This is a genomic window from Sphingobium sp. TomMM35A, assembly GCF_054771735.1.
In genome coordinates this window covers 825,784-850,670 of the sequence record NZ_BSRC01000002.1, presented here as the reverse complement: position 1 = coordinate 850,670, position 24,887 = coordinate 825,784, and the positions used below count along the sequence as shown (strand labels likewise).

The window sequence follows — 24,887 nt, the reverse complement described above, 5'->3', positions numbered from 1 at the left end:
TGCGCAGGGCCTGGTAGAGCTCCTCTGCAAGCTGGTTATTAAGGTCGCTCACAGATAGGCTCCGTCCTGGAAGATGAGGGGATCGACCGCGTCGCTCAGGCGCACCGCCTTGACCCGTGCGATGACGATGCTGTGCGTGCCAAAGGGGGTCATGCTCTCGATCGTGCAGGAGAGGTTGGCCTGCGCCTCTTCGAGGATCGGCAGGCCATGGGGATCGGCGGTCCATTGCCCCACGCCAAAGCGCGCCTCGCGCGCGACCGCGCCCCCGAACGCTGCCGACACCTCTCGCTGATGACGCGAGAGGAGGTTGATGCTGACCGGGCAGCCGGGCGAGAGATGGGCGTGGATGCCGGCTGTCTGGTTGACGCAGACGAGCACCGCTGGCGGGTCCATGGTGAGCGAGGTGATCGAGGTCGCGGCCATGCCGACCGGCGCCTTGCCCTCGCCCAGCGCGGTGACGATCGCCACGCCCGAGGGCAGGCGGCGCATCGCGCCCTTGAGGCCCATGGTGACGTCCACGGGCTCGGGAACCGGCACGGATGGCGCAGGCGCGGGGTCAGCCATTCAGGAAGTCCAGCGAATAGCGGTTGAACTCCTGAGCCCGCTCGACCTGCACCCAATGGCCAGTCTGCGAGAAGGTGAGGCAGCGCACGTCGGGACAAGCGTCGAGGAAGAGCCGCGCATGGCTTTCGGGGCAGAATTCGTCATTGAGGCCCCAGAGCACGAAGATCGGCTGCGCAACCTCGCCAAGGCGCGGGCCAAGGTTGGGGGTCTTCACCCGGGCGAGCACATCCTTGGGCTGGGTGCGCGCGACGGCGAAGCGCTCCTCGACCAGTGCATCGGTCACATGATGGGCCGAAGAAGGGTGCATGAGGTTGCCGATGAGGCGGCGCTGTTCCTCGACGTTGAATTCCGGGCTGCCAAAGCCCGAGCGCATCTTGGCGATGCCGGGCATGGTGAAATAGCTCGCCTGTTCCGCCACGCAGCCGGGCGCCATCAGGATGAGCTTGCCGACGGCAAATTGAGGATGGTCGAGCGCGATCTGGAGGGCGATGCCGCCGCCCAGCGAATTGCCGATGAGGTGGCCGCCTGTGATCCCATGCTGGGCAAGGGCATCGAGCAGGGTCTGCGTAAACAGTTCGAGCGGATAGTCGGCTTCGGGCTTCGACGAGGTGCCATAACCGATGAGGTCAGGCAGGATGACGCGATAGCCAGCGTCAGCGAAGACTTGCGCATTGTTGCGGAAGTTGGACGCGCCCGATGCGCCGGGACCACTGCCATGGATGAAGATGACGGTCGGGGCATCGGCCGCAGCCCCTGCGATTTCCGCGATCGAAATCTCATATCCGCCCGCAACGCTATAGGTCTTGCGGATCAATTCACTGCCCATGGGCAATCCTCTTTTTGCCTGTGCCAGATGCCATATGCGCGATCAGATAAAGGTGAAGGCGGGCGGTTCACCATTCATCGTGCCGATGACGTCGCTGGTGCGGTTGGCCGGGTCGTTGGCGACATGGGCGCGCGCGGCGTGGAGGTCGAGCCAGGGCTGGAGGATCGGGCTCGACATGTAGATCGCCCGGCCGCCCAGCAGCTTGACCATGCCATCGGCAAGCTCGGCCATGCGGCGCACGACGCTGGCGGACTGGTAGGCAAAGAGCGCGCGCTTTTCCATTGGGACGGGCTCGTTACGCTCGGCATAACCCATCAACTCGTTGAAGGTCGTGCGGTGGGTGAGCTCCATCTCGTTGGTCTCGGCGATCGCGCGGGCGATGGCGGCGTGGAGATTGGGGTCGGCCTTGGACGCCTTGCCGGTGTTGGTCGAGACGCGGCTGCCCATGATCTCCATGGCGGCTGAGGTCGCGGCGCGGATGCCGCCGAAGGCAGCGCTGGAGACCGAGCGGATGAAGAGCTGCGCCCAGGGGATGCGGTAGAGCGGGGCTGCGTTGGTTTCCTGGCCCGGATTGGTGCCGGCAAAGCCGTCGCTCGCCTTGTGGGTGCGGTGTTCGGGCACGAAGACGCGCTCGACCACGATGTCGAAGCTGCCGGTGCCCTGGAGGCCGAACGTGTCCCAGGTGCCTTCGATCACCTGATAGTCCGAGCGCGGCAGCAGGAAGGTGCGCATGTCGGGCGGGCCGCCATTGGTGTCGAAATTGATCGCGCCAAGCAGCACCCAACCGCAGTGGGAGGAGCCCGACGAAAAGCCCCAGCGGCCCGAGAGGTAGAAGCCGCCATCGGCCTTTTCCACCTTGCCGACCGGCTGATAGGTGGAGGAGACGAGCATGTCGGGGTCCTCGCCCCACACTTCCTTCTGCGCCTCGTCATGGAAGAGGGCGAGTTCATAGGGGTGGCAGCCAAGGACGCCGTAGATCCAGCCTGTCGACATGCAACCTTCAGCGAGCGCCTTCTGAATCTCGAAGAAGACATTGGGGTGCATCTCATAGCCGCCATAGCGCTTGGGCTGGAGCACGCGGAAGAAGCCTGCCGCCTTCATCTCGGCGACGGTCTCGGGCGGCACGTCATGGGCGATGGTGCAGGCCCGGGCGCGTTCCCGCAGCACCGGGATCATCGCCTTGGCTTTGGCGATCAGGCTTTCGGGCGAAGCTATTCCTGCATTCGCCTCGTCAATGGGTCGGCTTGCTACTGCCCCAGTCATCATCTTCTCCATTGTAGGCGACTCTGCTTCAGATTTGCTATATGCGTAGTTTATATAAATACCCGTTACGCAAACTGTCAAGGCAAACAGGGCTTGCGCATTTGGGCCGTTGCTTATAGGCGGATCGGGAACGAATTGCCATAAGCTCGTTGAGCGCGCTTAACGCGCCTCCCCAGGCCCAGGCGCAGAACAAGGGCGGCAGCGCCTGCCTCATGCGTATGGGCCCTGTGCATATGGGGAAGGCCATTTTGCAACGCTTGGGCAGAGATGATGGCCGGAAACATGGGAAAGGCCCGTAAAAGACGGGAAGACCCCTTGGTACGGAAAGATAGGGCGAGGTGCTTAAAATGGCAGTGATATCCCTGGGCTATGTGGTGATCGAGGCGCAGGACCTTGGGCGCTGGCAGGATTTTGCCTGCAATATCGCAGGGCTGATGGCAGCGCCTTCGCCCAGCGAGGATGTGGCGCTCTTCCGCATGGACGACCGGCCCTACCGCCTGTGGGTGGAAAAGGGCGCGGCCGACCGTTTCGTGGCGCCGGGCTGGGAATGCGCGAATCGCGAGGCGTTCGAATCGGCGCTGGCCCGCCTCGAGGCGGCAGGCCGCCCGGTGACGCGCGCGGGCGTCATGGAAGCGCGCGCGCGCCAGGTCTATGAGCTTGCCCGCTCGTCGGACCCTGCGGGCAACCCGATGGAGCTCTTCTACGGCCGCTTCGTCGACTATGCCCCCTTCACCTCGCCCGCGGGCGTCAGCCGCTTCGTGACCGGCAGCCCGGGTGGGGCGGACGGCGACATGGGGATGGGCCATGTCGTGCTCACCGCCCCCAATTTCGAGGAAACCCACGACTTCTACAGGGACGTCATGGGCTTTGGCGACACCGACCTTGGCCGCTTCTACCTCCAGGGCGGGGGCGAGGATGATCCGGGCGTGGGCTTTGCCTTCATGCACTGCAACCCGCGCCACCACAGCCTGGCGCTGGGGCAATTGCCCGAAAGCCCCAATGGCGCTGTGCACATGATGCTGGAGGTCGGCTCCCTCGAAGATGTCGGCCGCGCCTATGACCGGGTCTTGAAGAGCAAGGGCAAAGTTCCCCTGTCGGCGAGCCTTGGCCGTCATGTCAACGACAAGATGACCTCTTTCTACATGCAGACACCAGGCGGTTTCGACATCGAATATGGCTGGAACGGCCTGGTAATAGACCCCGACACATGGGTCCCCACCACCAGCCTCGCGGTAAGCGACTGGGGCCATAAATGGGCCCATGAACAGGACTGACTGGCAGGACTGCGCACGGGACCGGACGAGACTGACGTAAAAGGATGACTGAGACTATGCTCGACAAGCGCATGACGGTGGACGACATCGTCGACCAGATTTCCGACGGGATGACCATCGGCATCGGCGGGTGGGCAACGCGCCGCAAGCCCATGGCGCTGATCCGCGCCATCGCCCGGTCGAACCTGAAGGACCTGACCCTCATGGCGGGCTATGGCGGCATGGACATCGGCCTGCTCGCCGCCACCGGCAAGATCCGTAAGCTCGTCTTCGCTTTTGCCAGCCTCGACCATTATCCGCTCGAGCCCCATTTCCGCAACGCCCGCCAGGCCGGTGCCTTCGAGGTGCTGGAACTGGACGAGGGCATGTATCATTGGGGCCTGCGCGCAGGCGCCATGAAGCTGCCCTTCCTGCCGACCCGCGTCGGCATCGGCACCGACATCATCAACCAGTCGGGCTTCGACTTCAAATTCGTGAAGAGCCCCTATGCCGATGGCGAGGAATTCGTCGCCATGCCAGCGCTCGTCCCCGACATCGCGCTGATCCACGCCCACCGTTCCGACGAGCGCGGCAACATCCTCACCCTCTCGGTCGATCCGATCTTCGATGAACTGCTCGTGCGCGCTGCAGGCAAGAGCTATGTGACGGTCGAGAAGATCGTGCCGACCGCAGAGCTCGATATGAAGAAGAACAGCCGCTACAACCTTGTCGAGCGGGCGATGATCACCGGCGTCGCTGAAGCGCCGCTCGGCGCGCACCCCACCAGCGCTGATCCCGACTATCAGCTCGATTTGAAGCACATCAAGACCTATGTCGAAAGCGCCGCCTCGCCCGAAGCCTGGGCCGACTACAAGGCGAAATATATCGACGTGTCCGAAGCGGACTATCAGGCAGCGATCGGCGGCGAAGAAGCCGTCAAGCAGCTTCCCGTCCCCATTTACTAAGAGCGAGACCGAACATGACCCAGAATAGCTATTCGCTCGCTGAACTCGTCATCGTCGCCTGCGCGCAAGTCTGGCGCGATGATGGCGAGGTGATGGCGACCGGCATCGGCCCCCTCCCCCGCATCGGCGCTGGCCTTGCCAAGCTCTCCTTCGCGCCCGCGATCCAGACCACCGATGGCGAGGCCTGGTATACGAGCGAGCCCGTCGGCCCGGGCAAGCGCGCCACCGAGCCCGAGTTCGAAGGCATCGCCAATTATGACCGCGTCTTCTCCGCGCTGTGGAGCGGCCGCCGCCATGCGCTGGTCGGCCCGGTGCAGATCGACCGCTTCGGTCAGGCGAACATCTCGGTGATCGGCGACCACAAGAAGCCCAAGGCCGCGATGCTCGGCGCGCGCGGTTTCCCGGGCAACTCGATCAGCCACCCCAACAGCTTCTTCTTTGCGAACCACAACAAGCGTGCGTTCGTGGAAGGCGAAGTCGATTTCGTCTGCATGGCGGGCTACAACCCGGCGCGCTACCGCAATGGCGCTCCGCCCCAGGGCCTGGACCTGCGCCGCATCATCACCAATTTGTGCGTGATGGATTTCGGCGGCCCCGATCACCAGATCCGCGTGATCTCGCTGCATCCGGGCGTCACCTTCGAGGAAGTGCAGGACAATACGGGCTTCCCGCTGGCGAAGGTCGAGGGCGAAATCCCGGTGACGCCTGCGCCGACGGCCGAGCAGCTGGAGCTGATCGCCAAGATCGACCCCAACAATGTCCGGGCCACCGTGTTCAAGGACAATCCGGCCGGAGACAGAAGGGCAGCCTGAGATGAACGAGACCGACCGCCTGGTCGAACCGCAGCAGGTCGACATTGTTTACGAAACCGATGAGCCGGTCACCTATGAGGTGATCGATCATGTCGCATGGATCATGATGAACCGCCCGGGCTTCAACAACGCCCAGAACGGCCAGATGACCTATGCGCTTGACGACGCGTTCGTGCGCGCCGTGAACGATGACGATGTGCGCGCGATCGTGCTGGGCGGCAACGGCAAGCATTTTTCGGCAGGCCACGACATCGGCACGCCGGGCCGCGACGTGCACCAGCATTTCGAGAACCGGCTGCTGGTGCCGGGCCATGTCAACAAGCCTGCGGCCGAACTGCTCTATACCCGCGAGAAGGAGCAATATGTCGGCATGTGCCGGCGCTGGCGCGACGCGCCAAAGCCCACCATCGCCATGGTGCAGGGGGCCTGTGTCGCGGGCGGCCTCATGCTCGCCTGGGTGTGCGATCTGATCGTCGCCACCGACGACGCCTTCTTCCAGGACCCGGTCAACCGCATGGGCATCCCGGGTGTCGAATATTTCGCCCATGCCTATGAACTCCCCCCGCGCGTCGCCAAGGAATTCCTGCTGCTGGGCGAGCGGATGAGCGCGCAGAGGGCCGAGCAGTTCGGCATGGTGAACAAGATCGTGTCGCGCGAAGCGCTGCGCGAGACCGTCGCGGCCATGGCGGCCAAGCTGGTCGCCCAGCCCCGGCTTGGCAACTGGCTGACCAAGCAGGCGATCAACCATGTCGAAGAGCTGATGGGCAAGAGGAACGCGATGGAGGCGCAATATCATATGCACCATTTCGCCCATGCCCAGAATGACCTCGTCCAAGGCAGCTCGATTGCGGGGCTCGACGCCAAGAAGATGGCTGAGGCCAATAAGAAACAGGCGAGCGAATGATGGGCGACCCGCTGCACACGATCATGACCGAGCGGCTTGGCTGCCGCTGGCCGATCATCCAGACCGCGATGGGCTGGGTTGCCGAGCCTTCGCTGGTCATTGGCTCCAGCAATGCGGGCGCCTTCGGCTTCCTGGGCGCCGCCGTCATGACCCCGGACGAAGCGCGCGAGAAGATCCTCGCCGTCCGCAACGGCACCGACAAGCCCTTCGGCGTCAATTTCCACAGCTTTCAGCCCGGCGCTGACCAGATTGTCGAGCTGATCCTCGCCAACAAGGATCAGGTCCGCGCGGTCAGCTTCGGCCGTGGTCCCAATGCCAAGATGATCGGCCGCTTCAAGGATGCAGGGATTCTCTGCGTCCCCACCGTCGGCGCGGTCAAGCATGCGCAGAAGATGGTGGAACTCGGCGTCGACATGGTCAATGTCCAGGGCGGCGAAGGCGGCGGGCACACCGGCTCCGTCCCCACCACCGTCCTGCTCCCCCAGGTGCTCGACGCGGTCAAGGTGCCGGTGATCGCCAGCGGCGGCTTTGCCGATGGACGCGGCCTTGCCGCAGCGCTGGCCTATGGCGCGGTCGGCATCGCCATGGGCACGCGCTTCCTGCTCACCAAGGAAAGCCCGGTGCCCGACAGCGCCAAGGCGGAATACTTGAAAGCCTCGACCGACCGGATCGTCGTCACCACCAAGCTGGACGGCATCCCCCAGCGGATGGTCCGCACCCGCCTCATGGACCGGATCGAGAAGTCCGGCTCTTTGGGCATGTGGCTGCGCGCGATCGAGGCGGGCATGGCGATGAAGAAGCAGACCGGCGCAAGCTGGATCGACTTCATCAAGTCGGCGCGCGGCATGACCGCCCATGGCGCGATGCCCTTGAAACAGGCGATGATGGCCGCAACTATGCCGATGCTGATCCAGAAGGCGGTGGTCGAAGGCGACATCGAACATGGCGTGATGGCGACCGGCGTGGTCGGCGGGCGGATCGGCGAGATCCCGACCTGCCAGGAGCTGGTCGATCGCATCGTCGCCGAAGCGCATGAGCGCCTTGCAGCGCTCGCCGCGATGGGCCGGCAAACCGCCAGCGCCGCCTGAGAAAGAAGGACAAGACCCATGCCGATCACGCTCAGCATCAACGGCGCCATCGCCGAAATCCTGTTCGACCATCCCCCGGTCAACGCCTTCGACACCAAGGGCTGGGAGTCGATCCCCGCCATGGTGTACGAAGCAGCGGCGAACGAGGATGTGAAGGTCATCCTGATCCGCGCCGAGGGCCGCGGTTTCTGCGGCGGCGTCGACATCAAGGAGATGCAGGCGCATCCCGAGCGCATCGCAAAGCTCAACAAGGATAATTATCTCACCTTCAAGGCGATCCGCGAATGCGCGATCCCCGTGGTCGGCGCGCTCCATGGCTTCGTCATCGGCGGCGGCGTCAATATCGCGGGCGCCTGCGACGCGCTGATCGCGGCCGAAGGCGCCTATTTCTCGCTGCCCGAGATCGATCGCGGCGCGATGGGGGGCGCTGCCTTCATGAGCCGCATGCTCCCTGTCCAGATGGTGCGCGCCAATTTCTTCACCGGCGGCCGCATTCCGGTGGAAGACGCCTACCGCCATGGATCGGTGCACAAGGTCGTGCCGCTCGAGCAGCTGAAAGAGGAGGCCTATGCCTTCTGCGAGGTGATCGCGTCCAAGAGCCGCGCCGCGCTCGTCATCGCCAAGCAGGCGCTGAACCTCATCGAGCCGACCGATCCCTCGGCCCATTACCGGATCGAGCAGGGCTTCACGCTCGAAATGTACATGCATGAAGACAGCCAGAAGGCGCGCGACGCCTTCGTGGAAAACAAGGGCGCGGCGAAATTCTGATGGACCTGACTTATACTCCCGAGCAGCAGGCGTTCCGCGCCGAAGTGCGCGCCTGGCTCGACGCCCATGTGCCGCAAGAGCCGCTCGAACATTTCGACGCGACGCGCGAGGGTTTCGAGGCGCACCGGCAATGGGAAAAGACGCTCAAGTCCGGCGACTGGGGCATGGTCACCTGGCCACGCGAATATGGCGGGCGCGGCCTCGACCTCATTCAGTGGCTGATCTTCGAGGAAGAATATTATCGCGCCGGTGCGCCCGGCCGCGTCAACCAGAATGGCATCTTCCTGCTGGGGCCAACGCTCATCGAGTTCGGCACCCATGAGCAGAAGCAGCGCTTCCTGCCCAAGATGGCGTCGGGCGAGGAAATCTGGGCGCAGGCATGGTCCGAACCGATGGCGGGCTCCGACCTTGCCGGCGTGCGCGCCACGGCGGTTCGTGAGGGCGACGAGTATATTTTGAACGGCCACAAGATCTGGTCGAGCCGCGCGGTGTTCGCCGACTGGGCGTTCGGCCTGTTCCGCGAGCCCGGCTCCGAGCGCCACAAGGGAATGAGCCTCATCTTCTTCCCCTTGAATGCGCCGGGCGTGACAGTGAACGCGATCAAGAAGATCAACGGCCATGTCGGCTTTGCCGAGATCTTCCTGGAAAATGTCCGCGTCCCCGCCTTCAATCGCTTGGGCGAAGAGGGCCAGGGCTGGCACATCTGCATGGCGACCGCAGGCTTTGAACGCGGCCTCATGCTGCGCTCGCCCGCCCGCTACCAGGTGGCGGCCAAGAAGCTGGCCGAACTTTGGGCCGCCAACAAGGAAAGCGCTGATCCTGGCCTCGAGGCCGATGTGGTGCGCGCGCACATGAATGCCGACGCCTATGCGCTCAACATCTACCAGACCGCCTCGCGGCTGATGGCGGGCGCGAAGATCGGGCCGGAAGCCTCGACCAACAAGATCTTCTGGTCCGAGCTCGACATTCATCTGACGCAAACCGCGCTCAACATCCTTGGGCCCCAGGCGGAACTGACGCACGAGGCCCCGGACGCGAATGCCGTCGACTGGATCGACGACTATATCTTCGCGCTCGCCGGGCCCATCTATGCAGGCTCCAACGAGATCCAGCGCAACATCATTGCCGAGCGCATGCTCGGCCTGCCGCGCTAAGGGGAAATTGAGATGGACTTCACTTTAAGCGAAGAACAGCTGATGTTCGCCGAGACCGCGCGCTCGCTGTTCGCCGACAGCTGCACGCCCGACCATTGGCGCCGCATGATGGAGGCAGGCGAAGCAATCGACCCCACACGCTGGGCCTCGATCGTCGAGACCGGCCTCACCCTCGTCCTGCTGCCCGAAGAAGCAGGCGGCATCGGCCTTGCCGAAACCGACTTCGCCTTGATCGCACAAGAGGCGGGCTATGTCGCCCTTCCCGAACCGCTCATTGAAAGCGCAGGCGTCGCCGCGCCGATGCTCGCCGCCCTTGCGCCCGATCATCCGCTGCTGGCCGATCCCAGCGCGACGATCGCCATCGCGCATCCCGCCAATCCCTATGTGGCGAACGCGGACAGCGCAGGCGGCATCATCCTGCATGCCGATGGCGAGGCTTTCCTCGCCACCCCCGACCAGGTGACGCTGACCGCCCAACCCAGCATCGATCCCTTCCGCCGTTTGTTCTCGGTCGAATGGAGCAAGGATAAGGCAACGCCGCTTGGGCCAAATAACCAAAATGGGGCCGACTGGGACCTCGCCTTCGACCGCGCCGCGCTCTTCAACGCGGCCTTTGGCCTTGGCCTTGCACAGCGCGCGGTCGACCTCGCCGTCGACTATGCCAAGGAACGCCAGCAGTTCGGCAAGCCCATCGGCAGCTACCAGGCGGTCAAGCATCATCTCGCCTCCGCCCAGGTCGCAATCGAGTTCGCCAAGCCCGTAGTCGCCGCGGCGGCCGCCGAGATCGGCGCGCGCGACACCCAGGCCCGCGCCCGCGTCAGCCATGCCAAGCTCGTTGCATTGGAAGCCGCCGACAAGGCCGCCCGCGCATCGATCCAGGTGCATGGCGCCATGGGCTACAGCTGGGAGGTGGACGTCCACCTGTTCTTGAAGCGCACGGTTGCGCTCACCCAGACATGGGGCACGCCCACCCACCACCGCGCGCGCATCGCCACGCGCATCTTCACCCAGCCCATGGGGCCGGACCAGACCTTCGCCCGGGAAAAGACCAATGCCTGAAGCCTATATCATCGACGCCGTTCGCACCCCCATCGGCCGCAAGAAGGGCAGCCTTGCCCATGTCCATCCGGCCGATCTGGGCGCGCACCCGATCAAGGAACTGGTGACCCGCACCGGCATCGACCCGTCAGGGGTCGATGACGTGGTGTGGGGCTGCACCGAAACGATCGGCGGCCAGGCGGGCGATATCGGCCGCACCGCATGGCTGGTCGCTGGCCTGCCGGAAGAAATCCCCGGCGTCACCGTCGATCGCCAGTGCGGCTCCAGCCAACAGGCCGTCCACTTCGCCGCGCAAGGCGTCATGAGCGGCACCCAGGACCTGGTGGTCGCAGGCGGTAGCCAGGCGATGAACCAGATCCCGATCATGGCCGCCATGATCGCAGGCGCGCAATATGGCTTCGACAGCCCCTTTTTCGGCTCCAAGGGCTGGGTCGAGCGCTATGGCACCGAAGAGGTGAACCAGATCCGCTCGGCCGAAATGATCGCCGACAAATGGGGCATCAGCCGTCAGGCGATGGAAGAATTCGCCCTCGCCTCCCACCAGCGCGCGCAGGCCGCCTGGGACAATGGCTGGTTCGATTCCGAAGTGGCTCCGCTCGAGGGCCTTGGCCGTGATGAAACCATCCGTCCCACCACCTCGCTCGAGGGCCTCGCGTCCTTGAAGCCGGTCAATGAAGGCGGTGTCATCACCGCAGGCGTCGCCAGCCAGAATTGCGATGGCGCAGCAGCCCTCCTCATCGCCAGTGAAAAGGCGGTCAAGGAGCATGGCCTCAAGCCCCGCGCCCGCATCCACCACCTCTCGGTCCGCGCCGCCAATCCGGTCTGGATGCTGACCGGCCCCATCCCCGCCACTCAATATGCGCTCAAGAAGGCGGGCATGAGCCTCAATGACATCGACCTTTTCGAATGCAACGAGGCCTTCGCCAGCGTCACCATGGCCTGGATGAAGGAACTCGACATCCCCCATGAGAAGGTCAATGTGCAGGGCGGCGCGATCGCGCTCGGCCACCCGATCGGCGCGACCGGCGCGCGGCTCATGACGACGCTTTTGAATGCGCTGGAACGCACCGGCGGCCGCTATGGCCTCCAGACCATGTGCGAAGGCGGCGGCCAGGCCAACGTCACCATCATCGAGCGATTGTAAGAGGCGCGCCCATGCCCGCCTACGCCTATCAGGGGATCACGCCTGTCGTCGATCCATCGAGCTACATCCATCCGCTCGCCTCGCTGATCGGCGACGTAATCGTCGGGCCGGGCTGCTTCATCGCGCCCGGCGCTTCCCTGCGCGGCGATTTCGGAAGGATCATCGTCGAGGGCGACAGCTCGATCCAGGACAGCGTGACGGTGCATGCCAACCAGCTGCGCGACACGGTGATCAAGCGCGGAGCGACCATCGCGCACGGGTCGATCATCCATGGCTGCGAGATCGGCGAAAATGCGCTCATCGGCATGAACGCGGTCATCCTCGACAATGCCGTCATCGGGGATGAAAATCTCGTCGCGGCGCTCGCCCTTGTGAAGTCCGATACGGTCACGCCGCCACGCAGCCTGGTCGCGGGCAACCCCGCCAAGGTGGTCAAGACGTTCGAGCCGCACCAGGTCACCTGGCGCAACAATGGCGAGGGGGAGTATCAAAAACTCGCCCGCGCAGCCTTGACCGACCTCGTCGAAGCGCAGCCGCTGCGGCAGGCCAGCCCCGAGCGGCTTAGCCAGCGCAGCCAGTCGGAAGCGGTCGCCGTGCGCCTCTCGGGCGCAACCGCACAGCTGCGCGAGGAACGCGCCGCGCAAACAGAAATAGCCAAGGAGTAAGAAGACGTGGGTATCTGCGAAGGACGTGTTGCGATCGTGACCGGGGCCGGCAATGGTCTGGGCAAGGCCTATGCGCTGGGCCTCGCGGCGCAAGGCTGCAGGCTTGTGGTCAATGATCTTGGCGTTGGCACCCATGGCGAAGAAGGCGCGACCAAGGGCGCGGCCGAACAGGTGGTGGACGAGATCAAGGCGATGGGGGGTGAGGCCGTCGCCAACACCGACGACGTCGCTGAATGGGAATCCGGCAAGCGCATGGTCGAACAGGCGCTCGACAGCTTCGGCGGCTTGCATGCCGTGGTCAACAATGCCGGCTTCGTGCGCGACCGCATGTTCTTCACCTGCTCCCCTGAAGAATGGGACGCGGTGATCCGCGTCCATCTGCGCGGCCATTTCTGCACTTCGCGCCACGCCGCTGAATATTGGCGCGCGCAGAGCAAGGCGGGCAATCCGGTCGATGCGCGCATCATCAACACGACCTCGGGCGCAGGCCTGCAGGGCTCGGTCGGCCAGTCGGCCTATTCGACCGCCAAGGGCGGCATCGCGACGCTCACCCTGGTGCAGGCCGCAGAGCTTGGCCGCCTCGGCATCACCGCCAACGCGCTCGCGCCCAACGCCCGCACCCGCATGACCAATACCGGCGCGTTCGACATGGAGGCGAAAGAAGGCGAGTTCGACCTGTTTGCGCCGGAAAACATGGCCCCGCTCGTCGCCTATCTCGTCTCGGAACAGTCGAAGGGCGTCACCGGCCAGGTGTTCGAGCTGAAGGGCGGGCAGGTCTTCCTCTCGCAAGGCTGGACCGACAGCCCGGCCTTCGACAAGGGCGCGCGCCTCGAAGCCAGCGAGATGGACGCGATCGTGCGCAAGCTCATCGAAACGCGCGAGCCCGCCAAGCCCGTCTACGGAGCCGCCTGATGGATTTCGCGCTCAGCGACGATCAGCGCGCGATCCAGGAAGCCGCGCGCGACTTCCTGACCGACGCCGCCAACCCGGACGTCATCCGCGCCGCCGTCGAAGGCACCACAGGCTTTGATGAAAGCCTGTGGTCGAGCCTTGGCGAAATGGGCTTTGCCGGGCTCATGATTCCGGAAGGCCAAGGCGGGCTTGGCCTGGGCGCGGTCGAAATGGCGCTGGTCCTGGAAGAAACCGGCCGCGTCCTTGCGCCTGTTCCCTTCTTCGAAACCGCCGTGCTCGCGGTACAGGCCGTGCTCGCCGCAGGCAGCGAGGAACAGAAGGCGGCGCTGCTCCCCCGTCTCGCCTCGGGCACGCGCGCCTGTTTCGCTGGCACCGCAAGCCGTCCCACCCTGTCGAACGGCCGCTTGACCGGCCAGGCCAAGTTCGTGACCTTCGGCCATGTCGCAGAGCTCATCATCGTCGCCACCGCCGACGACAGCCTGGTCGTGCTCGAAGCGAACACGCCGGGCCTTGCCATCGAGGCGCTGCCCGCGCTCGACCGCACCCGCCGCTTTGCGACCCTGACCTTCGACTGCGACGTCACCCCGGACATGATCCTGGGCGCGCCTGGCAGCGCCAAGGCGGCGATCGACCGCACGCTGACCATCGGCGCTGGCCTGCTCGCGGCTGAACAGACCGGCGGCATGCAATACAGCCTCGACGCCACGGTCGACTATGCCAAGCAACGCGTCCAGTTCGGCCGCCTCATCGGCTCCTTCCAGGCCTACAAGCATATGCTCGCCGACATGATGCTGCTGGTCGAAGCCTCACGCTCGGCCGCTTATTATGCCGCCGCCGCGATCGACGAGAACGGCGAAGAGCTGGCCGAAGCCGCCCATGCCGCACGCGCCTATGTGTCGGACGCCTATTGCTCGGTCACGGGCGATGCCATCCAGCTCCATGGCGGCATCGGCTTTACCTGGGAACATCACGCCCATCTCTATTTCAAGCGCGCTAGAGCTTGCGCGAGCTGGCTCGGCACCCCCGAACAGCATCGCGAAGCGCTCGCTGCCCTGCTGATCGATGGAGACAAGATCGCCGCATGACGGGCGCGCCCGCCCTCCCCTCCACCATGCAGGCCATGGCGATGGACGGCTTTACAGGGCCGCAGGCGATCCGCGCCCGCGACCTGCCCGTCCCCGTGCCCGGCCCGGGCGAAGCGCTGATCCGGATCGCGGCGGTGGGGGTCAACCCCGCCGACTGGAAAGCCTGCGCGGGCTTCCTCCCCTTCCTGCCCGACAGCTTCCTGCCGCTGGTGCCCGGCTTTGACGGCACCGGCACGGTCGTGGCGCTCGGCGAAGGGGTGAGCGCGCTGCAAGCGGGCGAGCGCGTCGCCTTCCTCTCCAGCCTGCCGCTGGGGCGCGGCGGGACCTGGGGCGACTATGCCATCTGCCTGGCCGCACAGGCCGTGCCCCTGCCCGGCAATCTCTCCTTTACTCAAGCGGCCACCATCCCGGTGCCCGGCATCTCCGCGCGCGAAGCCCTGCTTGTCCAGGGCAAGCTGGCGCCCGGCGAGCGCGTGCTCGTCAATGGCGGATCGGGCGGCACCGGCCTCTGGGCGATCCAGATCGCGCGGGAGCTTGGCGCCCAGATCGCCGCGACCGCAGGCCCCGCCAACCAGGACCTGCTCGCCAGCCTCGGTGTCCACTGCCCGATCGATTACCGCCATGAAAATGTGGCGCACAAGGTCGCTCAATGGGCGCCCGAAGGGGTCGACCTCCTCCTCGACACCGTCGGCCAGGGCAGCATCGCCGATCCTGCCGCGCTCATCCGTCCGGGCGGCCGCTATGTCGCGATCGAAACCATGCTCCCTGATGAAACATTGCCCGATGCGGAGCGCTTCGCCGCCAAGGGCATAGCCGCCCTCCGCGCCTCGGCCAGTTACGAAAGCGCGCCCGAGCATCTCGCCGCGCTCGTCGCCGCCACCGCGCAAGGGCGCATGACGCCCCCGCCGCTTGAAACCCTCTCTTCAAACGAGGCCGCCGCTGCCATGGCGCGCGTGCGCGAGGGCCATGTGCGCGGCAAGATCATACTTGTCACAGACGATCATCTGACGGCAAAGACCGCAGCAACCATGAAGGACCCCGCATGACCCCGACCTCGCCCGTGCCGCCCTATCCGACGCCTTTGGGGATGCTCAAGGGCAAGACCGTGGTCGTGACCGCGGCAGCGGGCACCGGCATCGGCTTTGCCGCCGCCAAGCGCGCCGCCGAAGAGGGCGCAAAGCTCCTCATCAGCGACTTCCATGAACGCCGCCTCAATGAGGCCGCCGATCGTATCGCCGAGGAAGTCGGCTGCGAACGGCCCGCTGTGTTCGTGTGCGACGTCACCAGCGAAGAGGCCGTGCAGGCCCTGCGCGACGCCTCCCTGGCCGCGCTCGGCAAGGTCGATGTCCTCATCAACAATGCAGGCCTTGGCGGCGAGGCCGATATCGTCGACATGACCGACGAGCAGTGGGCCCGCGTGTTCGACGTGACGCTGACCTCGCTCTTCCGCATGACCCGCGCATTCCTCCCCTCCATGTACGCCGCCAAGTCGGGTGTCATGGTCAACAATGCCTCGGTCCTTGGCTGGCGCGCGCAAAAGGGCCAGGCCCATTATGCCGCCGCCAAGGCAGGGGTCATGGCCTTCACCCGCTGCGCCGCGATCGAGGCGGCCGAACATGGCGTGCGCATCAACGCGGTCTCGCCCTCCCTTGCCATGCACCCCTTCCTCGCCAAGGTGACGACGCAGGAAGCCTTGGACAAGCTGGTCGAGAAGGAAGCCTTCAAGCGTCCCGCCGAGGTCTGGGAAATCGCCAATGTCATGATGTTCCTCGCCTCTGATCTCTCCTCCTACATGACCGGCGAAATCGTCGCGGTCTCGAGCCAGCGGGCGTAAGGCAGATGGCAACCATCTTTGAAAATCCGCGCGATCTCCTCGGCAAGGAGGGCACCCGCCTCGACACCTCCGACTGGCTCACCATCGAACAGTCGCGCATCGACGCCTTTGCCGACTGCACCGGCGACCATCAGTGGATCCATGTCGATCCGGTCCGCGCGAAAGACGGCCCGTTCGGCGCGACCATCGCGCATGGTTATTTGACCCTCTCCCTCGTCAACCTGTTCATGCCGCAGATCGTCGAGGTCCGGCGCTTTTCCGCAGGGGTCAATGTCGGCATGGACAAGACCCGCTTCCTCACCCCCGTCCTGGTCGGCTCGCGCATTCGCGGCACAGGCGAGATCGTCTCGGCGCAAGAAGTGAAGGGCGGCGCCATTCAGGCGGTGATCCGCGTCACCGTCGAGATCGAAGGAAAAGACAAGCCCGCCTGCGTGGTCGACACCATCAACCGCTATTTTCCGGAATAGCGCTTGGCCCGCGCCCTCTTCGCCCTCACATTGAGCCTGCTCGCCACCAGTCCCGTTGGAGCCAAGACCATGCCCGATCCCATCAAAATGGAAGCCGCCGTCAACGCCTATGTCGCAGCGTTCGAAGCAGGCAGCGCCGACCAGGTCGCGGCCCTCTATGCAGCGGATGCGACCGTTGAAGACCCGATCGGCTCGCCCATCCACAAGGGCCGCGAAGCGATCCGCGCCTTTTACGCTGAATCGATGAAGACCGGCGCGAAGCTGAAGCTCGAAGGCCCGGTCCGGGTCGCGGGCGACTATGCCGTTTTCCCCTTCTCGGTGAACCTCAATTATGACGGCGGCCACAAGCGCATCGACGTCATCGACACCTTCCGCTTCAACGAGGCGAACGAGGTCGTCGAAATGCGCGCCTTCTGGGGCCCCACCAACATGCACGGCTTTTAAGTAAAGGACCATTCGATGCGTGAAGCAGCCATCATCTCGACCGCCCGCACGGGCGTCGGCAAAGCCTATCGCGGCGCGTTCAACGACACCGAAGCGCCGTTCATGTCCTCTCATGTGGTCGACGCCGCCATCGCCCGCGCAGGCATCGATCCCGCCCGCGTCGACGATGTCTATCTCGGCGTCGCCAACCAGTGGAACACCCAGAGCTACAATGTCGGGCGCCTCACCGTCCACGGATCGGTCCTCCCCGACACCACCAGCGGCTTCTCGATGGACCGCAAATGCTCGTCCGGCCTCAACGCGCTTGCCTTTGCCGCGCGCGGCATCATCGCCAACGAGATCGACTGCGCCGTCTCGGGCGGGGTCGAGAATGTCTCGCTCACCATCGACAAACATTATCCCGCCTTCCGCAACCGCTCCGAGTTCATCAAGGCGCGCGATCCCAACGCCTATATGGTGATGATCGAGACCGCCGAGATCGTCGCGGAACGTTATGGCATCAGCCGCGAAGACCAGGACCGCTTTGCCGCCCAGTCGCAGCAGCGCGCCGCCGCCGCCCAGGAAGCGGGCAAGTTCGATGACGAGATCGTGCCGATCACGGTCACCAAGGCCCTGTTCGACAAGGAAGGCAATGAGACCGGCAAGGAAGAACTGACCCTCACAAAAGACGAGGGCATCCGCGCTGGCACCACCTATGAAAAGCTTTCTGAACTGAAGCCCGTGTTCAAGAACGGCACGGTCATCAAGGAAGGCAAGCATGTGACGGCCGGCAATGCCAGCCAGCTCTCCGACGGCGCCTCGGCGCAGGTCGTCATGGACCTTGCCACCGCGCAGAAGGAAAACCTCCCTATCCTCGGCATCTACCGCGGTTTTCAGGTCGCAGGCTGCGGTGCGGACGAGATGGGCATCGGTCCTGTGTTCGCCATCCCCAAGCTGCTTGAGCGCACCGGCCTCAAGATCGACGACATTGGCCTGTGGGAACTCAACGAAGCCTTTGCCAACCAGGCGATCTACTGCCAGCGCACGCTGGGCATCGATCCGGAAAAGCTCAACGTCAATGGCGGGGGCATCGCCATCGGCCATCCCTTCGCCATGACCGGCTCGCGCCTCGTTGGCCATGCCCTCATCGAAGGCAAGCGCCGCGGCGTCAAATATGTGGTCGTCTCCATGTGCGTCGCTGGCGGCATGGGCGCGGCCGGTCTGTTCGAGGTCGCCTGATCCATGCAGCTTGCCTTCGCCCCTGAACTCAAGGCCTTCCGCGAGGAGGCCGCCAGCTGGCTCAATGAGCAGCTCTCCGGCCCGTTCAAGGCCATTCGCGGCCAGACCAACCAGGTCGACAATGTCGAGGAGCGCCGCGCCTGGGAAGCAGCGCTGGGCGAGGCGCGCTGGAGCGTCATTGGCTGGCCCGAGCAATGGGGCGGGCGGGGTGCCTCGATCGCGCAGCAGATCATCTTCGCCGAGGAATATGCCCGGGCCAAGGGTCCGCCCCGCGCCGGGCACCTAGGGGTCGAGCTGCTCGGGCCGACGCTGATCGCCATGGGCAGCGAGGAGCAGAAGGCCCGGTTCCTCCCCGACATCGCCACCGGCAAGGCGATCTGGTGCCAGGGCTATTCCGAACCCGGCGCCGGCTCCGACCTTGCCAATGTGAAGACGAGAGCCCGGCTCGAGGGTGACAAGTACATCATCGACGGCCAGAAGATCTGGACCTCGATGGGCACGATCGCCGACTGGTGCTTCGTGGTCGCCCGCACGGAACCGGGCAGCGTCGGCAACAAGGGCCTCTCGTTCCTCATGGTCCCCATGGACCAGCCCGGGGTCGATGCCCGCCCGATCCGCCAGATGACCGGCGAAGCCGAATTTGCCGAAGTGTTCTTCGACGGCGCAGAGGCGCTCGCGATCGACCGCATCGGAGAGGAAGGCGAAGGCTGGAAGGTCGCCATGGCGCTCCTGGGCTTTGAACGCGGCGTATCCACCCTCGCCCAGCAGATGCAGTTCAGGAACGAACTCGACGACATCATCGCCATCGCCAAGGCCAATGGCTCGGCACAAGACCCGCTCACCCGCCAGAAGATCGCCAAGGCCCATGCAGGCCTCAAGATCATGCGCTACAACGCCCTGCGCATGCTCTCAGGCGGCGAAAACAACCCCGACCTCACCGGCGCCGCCTATACCTACAAACTCTACTGGTCCCAATGGCACAAATCCCTGGGCGAACTCGCCATGGAGGTCATGGGACAACATGGCGAAACAGGCATCAACGAAGAACGGTTCGACAGCCTCACAACCATGTACCTCATGGCACGATCCGACACCATCTACGCAGGCACAGACCAAATCCAGCGCAACATCATCGCCGAACGCGGACTAGCTATGCCAAGAGAACCAAGAGGGTGACGATAAATCCGGCGACGCGATTGTGTGAATTAATGAAGAAACTGCAGAATTGAAACGAGGAGAATAGAGATGCCGCTCGATCCGCAGCTTGAGGCCATGTTCGCCAATCAGCCGGAATGGCCCCCGATACGGAACATTCCAGTACCCGTATTGCGGGAATCGGTGCGGTCGAGTTCGATCCAGTTGCCGCCGCCGCAGGTGTCGTTGGCGTCGGTTTCCGATCGCACGATCCCGGGACCGAACGGTGAAATACCGGTGCGCATCTATACGCCAGAGGGCAAAGGGCCTTTCCCGGTCACTGCCTATTTCCATGGCGGCGGGTTCGTCGTCGGCGATCTCGACACGCAGGACATGATCGCGCGCGGACTGGCGGCGGGCGCGGAGACGATCGTGGTGTCCGTGGACTATCGCCTGGCGCCCGAGCACAAGTTTCCGGCGGCGTTCGAGGATTGCTGGGCCGCGACCCAGTGGGCGGCGGCGAATGCGGCCGAACTGGGCGGCGACCCTGCCCTGATCGCCGTTGCGGGAGACAGCGCGGGCGGCGTGCTGGCAAGCGCCTGCGCCCTCCTGGCACGCGACGCCGGCGCGCCGCGCATCGCCGCGCAGATCAACTGGTATGGCCCCGGCATCCATCCGATCCCGGAAGAAGGTTCAGCCCTCGAATTCGCGAACGGCCCCGTGCTTCGCCTGGAAGATGCCCATTATTTCTGGGAACTGCACATCAAGGACGAAAGCGATTATGATGATTTTCGCGCCAGTCCGATGAAGGCCGAGAGCCACAAGGGCCTCGCGCCCGCCTTTATCGCCGCCGCCGAGTGCGATCCCATTCGAGACGCGGTGGAAGCCTATGGCCCGGTGCTGGAAAAGGCCGGGGTGGAAGTCGAAGTGAAGCGCTATCCGGGCATGGTGCACGGTTTCGTTTCATGGCTGGGTTTCCTGCCGGGCGCGCAGGAAGCGATGGCCGACGCATGCGCTTTTGCCAGGAAGCAGTTCGCCGCCGCGCGCCAGACTGCGTGAACCATATGAGGCGAAGGGCGGCGCCGCGAAGCTGGAGCCGCCCTTCGGCCAAGGATGATCATATTCGAGTGATCGCCATGCCGGACTTGATCCGGCGCCCGTTTCTTATCTGACGCTGACGATGTAGCGGGACCCCGGATCAAGTCCGGGGTGACGGAAAGGGGCGGATGCGTCCGTAAGACGATCACAGTCTGAGCAGTCCGCGGCGGCTCTTGGCCCCGGCCGCTACTGGCCGCCGATCAGCGCGCGGGCGTCGGCTGATCCGTCAAGCAAGCGATTTACGCGACGCGCCACCTTCCATTCCTTGCCCATGCGTATGAGATGCCAGCTATTGGCGGAGGCGCGATGGGCCTCCCAGCTATCGCCGGACTTGCGGAAGACGACCGAATAGGTCCGGGCGGTCGCCTTGTCACCGTCAAGATCGATGACCGGCGGGCTAAGGACATGGGCTGCGCCGCCATGGATCAAGCTCTGGTGGCTTTCCCCTTCCAGCAAGGCCTGGATCGCGGCGCGGCCCGTGTAACTGCCGAACCCGCCGACTTCATAGACGCCATCCTCCGTCCAAAGGGCAGCAGCGCCCGCGCAGTCGCCAGCGTCGGCCAATGGGCCATAGCTGGCGATCAAGCCGCGTATCGCTTCCCGATCTTCAAGGACGGCGATACGCGCAGTGAGATCGGCAGGCGCGCTCAGAGCTTTACCACCTTGCATTGCGGCACCGGATGCTCGTCAGCCTCTATCCAGCGCCAGAGGCCGGTGCCCTTGCGATGGCCGGACAGGTCGATCCAGTTGCCATAGCCCGGATCCTTGTCGGCGCAGACCAGGATGACGCTGCCATCTTCTTCATATTTGGCCTGCGCGCCATTGACCCACACCTTGCGGTTCACATGGTCCATGGATTCCATCCACCAATTGTCGATCTGGAAGTTCCAGAAGCGGCATTGGGGCGGCTTTGCGGTGATGACCAGCGCCTCGTCAGGGGCGAGATCATAATAGATGTGCCCATACCAGATTTTCGGATCGCCACCGGCACGCTGATAGACCGACTGTTCCTTGCCCTCATAAAAGCGGTTGGGCTGTTCCATGAACCATTGCGACCAGTCGGCGAAGGTGTTGGCCGTGCCGCGCACCCAGGCGGCAGCACCGTTCAACTGCGCTTCGATCGTTTCCGGCGCCAGGATCGCGGGAACGGCGGGCCCTTCGCTGATCCGTTCGATGCGCACATCCGCTGCGACTTCCGTCCGCTTGTCATTGAAGGTCTGGCGAATGATGAGCAAGGTCGTGTCATCCGCCATCGGAAGCCAGTTGCCCGGCTTTTGCGTCTTGCTGACGATGATTTCGAAGCTGCCGTCCGGCCCGAACTGCATGTCGGCAAGCTCGATCTCGCCGGTCGAGGCCATGGTGCCGTCGATAGCGTAGCGATTCGCCTTCGACCCGATCGAAAAATAGGGAACGCTGTTCCGCTTGCCGGTGATGCGATATTCGCGATCACCCCGAACGACGATCTGCTGATAGAGATTGTCCGGATTGTCGGCGCCGATCTTGATCGCGTCGTCGGTCAACAGGAAGATGCGGGGGAAATCCGGATCGCTGGAATCGACCAGCATGTTGAGCGCAGTGCGGGTCAATCGGGAAAGGTAACGCAGTCCTTCCGCCTGATCGATCGCCGTTCCCGGCGCAGTGGAACGATCCAGAACTTCCCCAGCCTGCGCCAGTTGATCGCAGAAATTCCGCCAAACTGCCGACAACCGAATGTCACCTGCTGCCTCTTCGGCCATCATTCTCTCCAACATGCGTATCAGTTGATCTGGCTTACGCCATTTTCAGGCGCTAAGACAGAGATTGTCTCACATAAATGCGTAACGCGAAAGGGGTTGAGGATGACCGCACTAGCCTTCAGTTTCACCAAGATCATCGTCGGGGATCTTGCCGCTGCCGAACGTTTCTACACAGAACTCTTTGGCCTTGAGGTGGTGGGTTATCTCAACCTTGGCGAAGGCGAAGAGTTGATGAACGAAGTCATCCTCAAGACCGCTGGCGCTCAGCCGCCCGCGCCCAACTTCATCCTGGTCAGCTATCCCAACCGGACGCCCCCTGCCACAGGAGAGGCGACGACGGGCTTCGTCGTAGATGATCTGGATGCGACGCTGGAAAAGGCGACTGCTGCCGGTGGATCGATCGAGGTCGCTGCCACCGACATACCCGAACATGGCTTGCGTGCTGCCTATATCATCGATCCGCAGGGCCACCGGGTCGAGTTGTTGCAGACCATGAATGCGTAGAGCATGGTCGAGTTGGAGTGAGCCCAGGCCCGGATGTGATCCGGGTCTCGCCCCGTAATCTGACGCTGCCCAGGCAGCGGGACCCCGGGTCAGGCCCGGGGTGACGTAGAGTAGCGGACGCTTGCGTGAAAGATCATGCTCTTCATCACAGTTCGTGGTCGATGACGGCGCGGGTGACTTCGCCCGCCTTCAGCGCGGCGATCGCCTCATTGATTTGGTCGAGCGGCCAGATGCCGCTGATCTGGTCGGCGATGTTCAACCGGCCGTCCCGCGCTTGCGCGATGAGTTCGGGATAATCGCGCTGCGGCAGCGCGCCGCCGTTCATGGTCGCAATCACCTCACCACCCATGACGAAGCTGCCGAGCGGGAGCGCCGCTTCTGCGCCGGGACGGGACATGCCGATCAGCACGACGCGGCCGCCGCGCTTCGTGCAGCGCAAGGCGGTGTTGATGGCGCCCAACGCGCCGCTGCATTCCACCACCACATCGATGGGGCCATGGTCGCGAGCCAAGGCAGCCGCCGCGGCATCGCTGTCCTGTGCGGGGTCTGCCAGCACAAAGGCGGTGGCGCCAAATTGCCGCGCCGTCGCTTCCTTTGCAGGATTGGCATCGACGGCGATCACATTCGCGCCATTCCGCGCCGCGCCCTGGATGGCGTTGACGCCGATGCCGCCTACGCCAAAAACGGCGACGGTGTCCCTGGCGCGCACTCGGCCGAGAACGCGCGAGGCGCAGACGCCCGTCGAGACGGCGCACCCGATCAGCGCACCTTGATCCAGAGGCAGATCGTCAATGGCGAACAGTTGCGACGCCTTCACCACGATTTCGCTGGCGAAGGAGGAGACATTGGCGAAAGAGGCGACCGGCTTTCCATCAAGGGTGAAGGGAAAGCCGGGCGCCATGCCCCAATTGATGTCGCAATTATGCGGCTCCCCGCGCTGGCACTCCCGGCATTCTCCGCACGGTGTTTGCGTCCCCACGCAGACATGGTCGCCCACCGACCAGCCCTCTACGCCTGGGCCGAGTTCCGCGATCTCACCTGCGGCCTCATGCCCCAGCACGACCGGGAGGTTGGGCAGGTGCGGCGTCAGCATCGCTATGTCGCTGTGGCAGATGCCGGACCGCAGAACGCGGACACGGACCTCGCCCGGCCCGACGGGGCGAAGTGTCACGGTGTCACTGACGAAGAGCGACTGTCCGTCCCAAAGCGCGGCCCTCATGCGCTCAACCCCGCCAGCAGGGGATAGCGGAAGGACGGATCATCCCGATCCGCGCGGCCATTGGGTGCATCCTTGCTCATCCGTTCAAATGCTCCTTCATCAACCGGCACGATCGAACCATGATCGAAGACGAGGCTGCGATACGTGAATTTCCATTCGCCATCCCGCCTTTCATAGCGGTCGAGATAGCGGCCGAGGGCGATGAAGAGCTTGGCGTCAGGACCATGGGTACGATGCCAGGCCTCTACATAATGTTCGCCTTCGGCATGATCGCCATCGATCACGAACAGGCTATTGGTGATGCTGTGGCGGGTCAGGCTCCAATGCGCGGTCACTTCAGGCAGCCAGGCGACGAACGCATCGGGCCCGCCTTGAAACATCGCTCCATGGTCGTCGATCGCATCATCATGATAGAGGGTTCGCACGAGAGCGAAGTCGCGGCGATCACATCCGCGACAGTAGCGCATCACCAGATCGTGCAGCGCAATCCGGTCGAGCAATGACTGCGACATATTTCTCTCCATTCCGGTCGCGAGGCCGGATTGTTATCGTTCCACGATGTCGAATAGCGGCTATCCTGCGCATAGGGGAAGCGGAAAAAGAGCCCAACCGCTGTTTTTCGTAGCAGACGGATCTGCGCAAAGGGATTTGGAGTTATCGCGGAGATCGTTTATAATTCTGGTAACCCCGACGTTAATATATGGGGAAGAGGATGGAACCTGACAGCACCATATTCTTGTTATGTCCCTTTCGATTGCTGTGCCTGGCTAG

The 24,887-nt window shown here is 64.2% G+C and carries 27 protein-coding genes; 20 read left to right on the top strand and 7 right to left on the bottom strand.

The genetic code is table 11. The annotated features are described in order from the left end of the window. Positions 1-48 precede the first annotated feature (48 nt). Genes ACYU8T_RS16900 through ACYU8T_RS16890 form a run of 3 tightly spaced genes read right to left on the bottom strand, consistent with a single transcriptional unit; the run spans position 49 to position 2,653 of the window. Positions 49-564 carry a flavin reductase family protein gene (locus tag ACYU8T_RS16900; protein WP_201516794.1) on the bottom strand — a complete coding sequence of 172 codons (516 nt, stop codon included), beginning with the start codon at positions 562-564 and terminating at the stop codon, positions 49-51. Beyond that, positions 557-1,390: an alpha/beta fold hydrolase gene (locus tag ACYU8T_RS16895; RefSeq protein WP_461160080.1), complete on the bottom strand. Its 834-nt coding sequence runs from the start codon at positions 1,388-1,390 to the stop codon at positions 557-559. The genes ACYU8T_RS16900 and ACYU8T_RS16895 overlap by 8 nt, the downstream gene beginning before the upstream one ends. A 42-nt stretch (positions 1,391-1,432) precedes the next feature. Next, positions 1,433-2,653: an acyl-CoA dehydrogenase family protein gene (locus ACYU8T_RS16890; protein ID WP_461160081.1), complete on the bottom strand. Its 1,221-nt coding sequence runs from the start codon at positions 2,651-2,653 to the stop codon at positions 1,433-1,435. A gap of 347 nt (positions 2,654-3,000) precedes the next feature. Between ACYU8T_RS16890 and ACYU8T_RS16885 the strand changes: the two genes are divergently transcribed. The 19 genes from ACYU8T_RS16885 to ACYU8T_RS16795 all read left to right on the top strand — a co-directional run bounded on the left by ACYU8T_RS16885 (position 3,001) and on the right by ACYU8T_RS16795 (position 20,618). Next, entirely contained in the window at positions 3,001-3,927 is a 927-nt protein-coding gene (locus tag ACYU8T_RS16885; protein WP_461160082.1) for a VOC family protein, read from the top strand. Between the two features lie 44 nt (positions 3,928-3,971). Beyond that, entirely contained in the window at positions 3,972-4,871 is a 900-nt protein-coding gene (locus ACYU8T_RS16880) for a CoA transferase subunit A (protein ID WP_097093813.1), read from the top strand. 14 nt (positions 4,872-4,885) lie between these two features. Continuing rightward, entirely contained in the window at positions 4,886-5,683 is a 798-nt protein-coding gene (locus tag ACYU8T_RS16875; protein WP_461160083.1) for a CoA-transferase subunit beta, read from the top strand. A 1-nt stretch (position 5,684) separates the two neighbouring features. Beyond that, the gene (locus ACYU8T_RS16870; protein ID WP_097093815.1) at positions 5,685-6,587 is read left to right on the top strand and encodes an enoyl-CoA hydratase; all 903 of its coding nucleotides are present in this window, start codon (positions 5,685-5,687) and stop codon (positions 6,585-6,587) included. Continuing rightward, on the top strand, positions 6,587-7,675 hold the full coding sequence (locus tag ACYU8T_RS16865) for an NAD(P)H-dependent flavin oxidoreductase (protein ID WP_461160084.1): 1,089 nt from the start codon (positions 6,587-6,589) through the stop codon (positions 7,673-7,675). The genes ACYU8T_RS16870 and ACYU8T_RS16865 overlap by 1 nt, the downstream gene beginning before the upstream one ends. 18 nt (positions 7,676-7,693) lie before the next feature. Then, positions 7,694-8,443: an enoyl-CoA hydratase family protein gene (locus ACYU8T_RS16860; protein ID WP_461160085.1), complete on the top strand. Its 750-nt coding sequence runs from the start codon at positions 7,694-7,696 to the stop codon at positions 8,441-8,443. Then, positions 8,443-9,597, top strand: coding sequence for an acyl-CoA dehydrogenase (locus ACYU8T_RS16855; RefSeq protein ID WP_461160086.1), 1,155 nt, complete (start codon positions 8,443-8,445; stop codon positions 9,595-9,597). Before ACYU8T_RS16860 ends, ACYU8T_RS16855 begins: the two co-directional genes overlap by 1 nt. Positions 9,598-9,609: 12 nt before the next feature. Beyond that, on the top strand, positions 9,610-10,656 hold the full coding sequence (locus ACYU8T_RS16850; protein WP_461160384.1) for an acyl-CoA dehydrogenase family protein: 1,047 nt from the start codon (positions 9,610-9,612) through the stop codon (positions 10,654-10,656). After that, positions 10,649-11,800, top strand: a complete 1,152-nt coding sequence (locus tag ACYU8T_RS16845; protein ID WP_097093820.1) for an acetyl-CoA C-acetyltransferase — start codon at positions 10,649-10,651, stop codon at positions 11,798-11,800. Before ACYU8T_RS16850 ends, ACYU8T_RS16845 begins: the two co-directional genes overlap by 8 nt. Positions 11,801-11,811: 11 nt before the next feature. Continuing rightward, on the top strand, positions 11,812-12,465 hold the full coding sequence (locus tag ACYU8T_RS16840; RefSeq protein ID WP_097093821.1) for a gamma carbonic anhydrase family protein: 654 nt from the start codon (positions 11,812-11,814) through the stop codon (positions 12,463-12,465). A gap of 6 nt (positions 12,466-12,471) precedes the next feature. Next, positions 12,472-13,377 (top strand): SDR family oxidoreductase, encoded by a 906-nt coding sequence (locus ACYU8T_RS16835; protein ID WP_461160088.1) that lies wholly within the window; start codon positions 12,472-12,474, stop codon positions 13,375-13,377. Continuing rightward, complete coding sequence (locus ACYU8T_RS16830) at positions 13,377-14,462, top strand: acyl-CoA dehydrogenase family protein (RefSeq protein ID WP_461160089.1); 1,086 nt, start codon at positions 13,377-13,379, stop codon at positions 14,460-14,462. Before ACYU8T_RS16835 ends, ACYU8T_RS16830 begins: the two co-directional genes overlap by 1 nt. Beyond that, positions 14,459-15,508 (top strand): NADP-dependent oxidoreductase, encoded by a 1,050-nt coding sequence (locus ACYU8T_RS16825; RefSeq protein ID WP_461160090.1) that lies wholly within the window; start codon positions 14,459-14,461, stop codon positions 15,506-15,508. Before ACYU8T_RS16830 ends, ACYU8T_RS16825 begins: the two co-directional genes overlap by 4 nt. Beyond that, complete coding sequence (locus tag ACYU8T_RS16820) at positions 15,505-16,296, top strand: SDR family oxidoreductase (protein ID WP_461160091.1); 792 nt, start codon at positions 15,505-15,507, stop codon at positions 16,294-16,296. The genes ACYU8T_RS16825 and ACYU8T_RS16820 overlap by 4 nt, the downstream gene beginning before the upstream one ends. 5 nt (positions 16,297-16,301) lie before the next feature. Further along, positions 16,302-16,763: a MaoC family dehydratase gene (locus ACYU8T_RS16815; protein ID WP_461160092.1), complete on the top strand. Its 462-nt coding sequence runs from the start codon at positions 16,302-16,304 to the stop codon at positions 16,761-16,763. Positions 16,764-16,766: 3 nt separating this feature from the next. Then, complete coding sequence (locus tag ACYU8T_RS16810; protein ID WP_461160093.1) at positions 16,767-17,207, top strand: nuclear transport factor 2 family protein; 441 nt, start codon at positions 16,767-16,769, stop codon at positions 17,205-17,207. Positions 17,208-17,222: 15 nt separating this feature from the next. Then, positions 17,223-18,425, top strand: a complete 1,203-nt coding sequence (locus ACYU8T_RS16805; protein ID WP_461160094.1) for an acetyl-CoA C-acyltransferase — start codon at positions 17,223-17,225, stop codon at positions 18,423-18,425. A gap of 3 nt (positions 18,426-18,428) precedes the next feature. Next, a complete protein-coding gene (locus tag ACYU8T_RS16800; protein WP_461160383.1) occupies positions 18,429-19,601 on the top strand; it encodes an acyl-CoA dehydrogenase family protein in 1,173 nt (390 codons plus the stop codon). A gap of 69 nt (positions 19,602-19,670) precedes the next feature. Further along, on the top strand, positions 19,671-20,618 hold the full coding sequence (locus ACYU8T_RS16795) for an alpha/beta hydrolase (protein WP_247233913.1): 948 nt from the start codon (positions 19,671-19,673) through the stop codon (positions 20,616-20,618). 225 nt (positions 20,619-20,843) lie between these two features. Here the strand turns inward: ACYU8T_RS16795 and ACYU8T_RS16790 are convergent, their stop codons facing one another. Then, the gene (locus ACYU8T_RS16790; RefSeq protein ID WP_097092944.1) at positions 20,844-21,326 is read right to left on the bottom strand and encodes a nuclear transport factor 2 family protein; all 483 of its coding nucleotides are present in this window, start codon (positions 21,324-21,326) and stop codon (positions 20,844-20,846) included. Then, on the bottom strand, positions 21,305-22,408 hold the full coding sequence (locus ACYU8T_RS16785; RefSeq protein ID WP_461160382.1) for a DUF1214 domain-containing protein: 1,104 nt from the start codon (positions 22,406-22,408) through the stop codon (positions 21,305-21,307). Before ACYU8T_RS16785 ends, ACYU8T_RS16790 begins: the two co-directional genes overlap by 22 nt. 87 nt (positions 22,409-22,495) lie before the next feature. On the opposite strand from ACYU8T_RS16785, the gene ACYU8T_RS16780 reads away from it, so the two are divergent. Next, positions 22,496-22,897, top strand: a complete 402-nt coding sequence (locus ACYU8T_RS16780; protein WP_461160381.1) for a VOC family protein — start codon at positions 22,496-22,498, stop codon at positions 22,895-22,897. Positions 22,898-23,042: 145 nt separating this feature from the next. Here the strand turns inward: ACYU8T_RS16780 and ACYU8T_RS16775 are convergent, their stop codons facing one another. Then, positions 23,043-24,116, bottom strand: a complete 1,074-nt coding sequence (locus ACYU8T_RS16775) for an alcohol dehydrogenase catalytic domain-containing protein (RefSeq protein ID WP_461160380.1) — start codon at positions 24,114-24,116, stop codon at positions 23,043-23,045. Next, positions 24,113-24,628, bottom strand: a complete 516-nt coding sequence (locus ACYU8T_RS16770; protein ID WP_461160379.1) for a nuclear transport factor 2 family protein — start codon at positions 24,626-24,628, stop codon at positions 24,113-24,115. The genes ACYU8T_RS16775 and ACYU8T_RS16770 overlap by 4 nt, the downstream gene beginning before the upstream one ends. Between the last annotated feature and the right edge of the window lie 259 nt (positions 24,629-24,887).

Coding starts and splice junctions, on each gene's coding strand:
- ACYU8T_RS16900 (WP_201516794.1), bottom strand. CDS start 564: ATGGCTGACCCCGCGCCTGCGCCATCCGTGCCGGTTCCCGAGCCCGTG.
- ACYU8T_RS16895 (WP_461160080.1), bottom strand. CDS start 1,390: ATGGGCAGTGAATTGATCCGCAAGACCTATAGCGTTGCGGGCGGATAT.
- ACYU8T_RS16890 (WP_461160081.1), bottom strand. CDS start 2,653: ATGACTGGGGCAGTAGCAAGCCGACCCATTGACGAGGCGAATGCAGGA.
- ACYU8T_RS16885 (WP_461160082.1), top strand. CDS start 3,001: ATGGCAGTGATATCCCTGGGCTATGTGGTGATCGAGGCGCAGGACCTT.
- ACYU8T_RS16880 (WP_097093813.1), top strand. CDS start 3,972: ATGACTGAGACTATGCTCGACAAGCGCATGACGGTGGACGACATCGTC.
- ACYU8T_RS16875 (WP_461160083.1), top strand. CDS start 4,886: ATGACCCAGAATAGCTATTCGCTCGCTGAACTCGTCATCGTCGCCTGC.
- ACYU8T_RS16870 (WP_097093815.1), top strand. CDS start 5,685: ATGAACGAGACCGACCGCCTGGTCGAACCGCAGCAGGTCGACATTGTT.
- ACYU8T_RS16865 (WP_461160084.1), top strand. CDS start 6,587: ATGGGCGACCCGCTGCACACGATCATGACCGAGCGGCTTGGCTGCCGC.
- ACYU8T_RS16860 (WP_461160085.1), top strand. CDS start 7,694: ATGCCGATCACGCTCAGCATCAACGGCGCCATCGCCGAAATCCTGTTC.
- ACYU8T_RS16855 (WP_461160086.1), top strand. CDS start 8,443: ATGGACCTGACTTATACTCCCGAGCAGCAGGCGTTCCGCGCCGAAGTG.
- ACYU8T_RS16850 (WP_461160384.1), top strand. CDS start 9,610: ATGGACTTCACTTTAAGCGAAGAACAGCTGATGTTCGCCGAGACCGCG.
- ACYU8T_RS16845 (WP_097093820.1), top strand. CDS start 10,649: ATGCCTGAAGCCTATATCATCGACGCCGTTCGCACCCCCATCGGCCGC.
- ACYU8T_RS16840 (WP_097093821.1), top strand. CDS start 11,812: ATGCCCGCCTACGCCTATCAGGGGATCACGCCTGTCGTCGATCCATCG.
- ACYU8T_RS16830 (WP_461160089.1), top strand. CDS start 13,377: ATGGATTTCGCGCTCAGCGACGATCAGCGCGCGATCCAGGAAGCCGCG.
- ACYU8T_RS16825 (WP_461160090.1), top strand. CDS start 14,459: ATGACGGGCGCGCCCGCCCTCCCCTCCACCATGCAGGCCATGGCGATG.
- ACYU8T_RS16820 (WP_461160091.1), top strand. CDS start 15,505: ATGACCCCGACCTCGCCCGTGCCGCCCTATCCGACGCCTTTGGGGATG.
- ACYU8T_RS16815 (WP_461160092.1), top strand. CDS start 16,302: ATGGCAACCATCTTTGAAAATCCGCGCGATCTCCTCGGCAAGGAGGGC.
- ACYU8T_RS16805 (WP_461160094.1), top strand. CDS start 17,223: ATGCGTGAAGCAGCCATCATCTCGACCGCCCGCACGGGCGTCGGCAAA.
- ACYU8T_RS16800 (WP_461160383.1), top strand. CDS start 18,429: ATGCAGCTTGCCTTCGCCCCTGAACTCAAGGCCTTCCGCGAGGAGGCC.
- ACYU8T_RS16795 (WP_247233913.1), top strand. CDS start 19,671: ATGCCGCTCGATCCGCAGCTTGAGGCCATGTTCGCCAATCAGCCGGAA.
- ACYU8T_RS16790 (WP_097092944.1), bottom strand. CDS start 21,326: ATGCAAGGTGGTAAAGCTCTGAGCGCGCCTGCCGATCTCACTGCGCGT.
- ACYU8T_RS16785 (WP_461160382.1), bottom strand. CDS start 22,408: ATGTTGGAGAGAATGATGGCCGAAGAGGCAGCAGGTGACATTCGGTTG.
- ACYU8T_RS16780 (WP_461160381.1), top strand. CDS start 22,496: ATGACCGCACTAGCCTTCAGTTTCACCAAGATCATCGTCGGGGATCTT.
- ACYU8T_RS16775 (WP_461160380.1), bottom strand. CDS start 24,116: ATGAGGGCCGCGCTTTGGGACGGACAGTCGCTCTTCGTCAGTGACACC.
- ACYU8T_RS16770 (WP_461160379.1), bottom strand. CDS start 24,628: ATGTCGCAGTCATTGCTCGACCGGATTGCGCTGCACGATCTGGTGATG.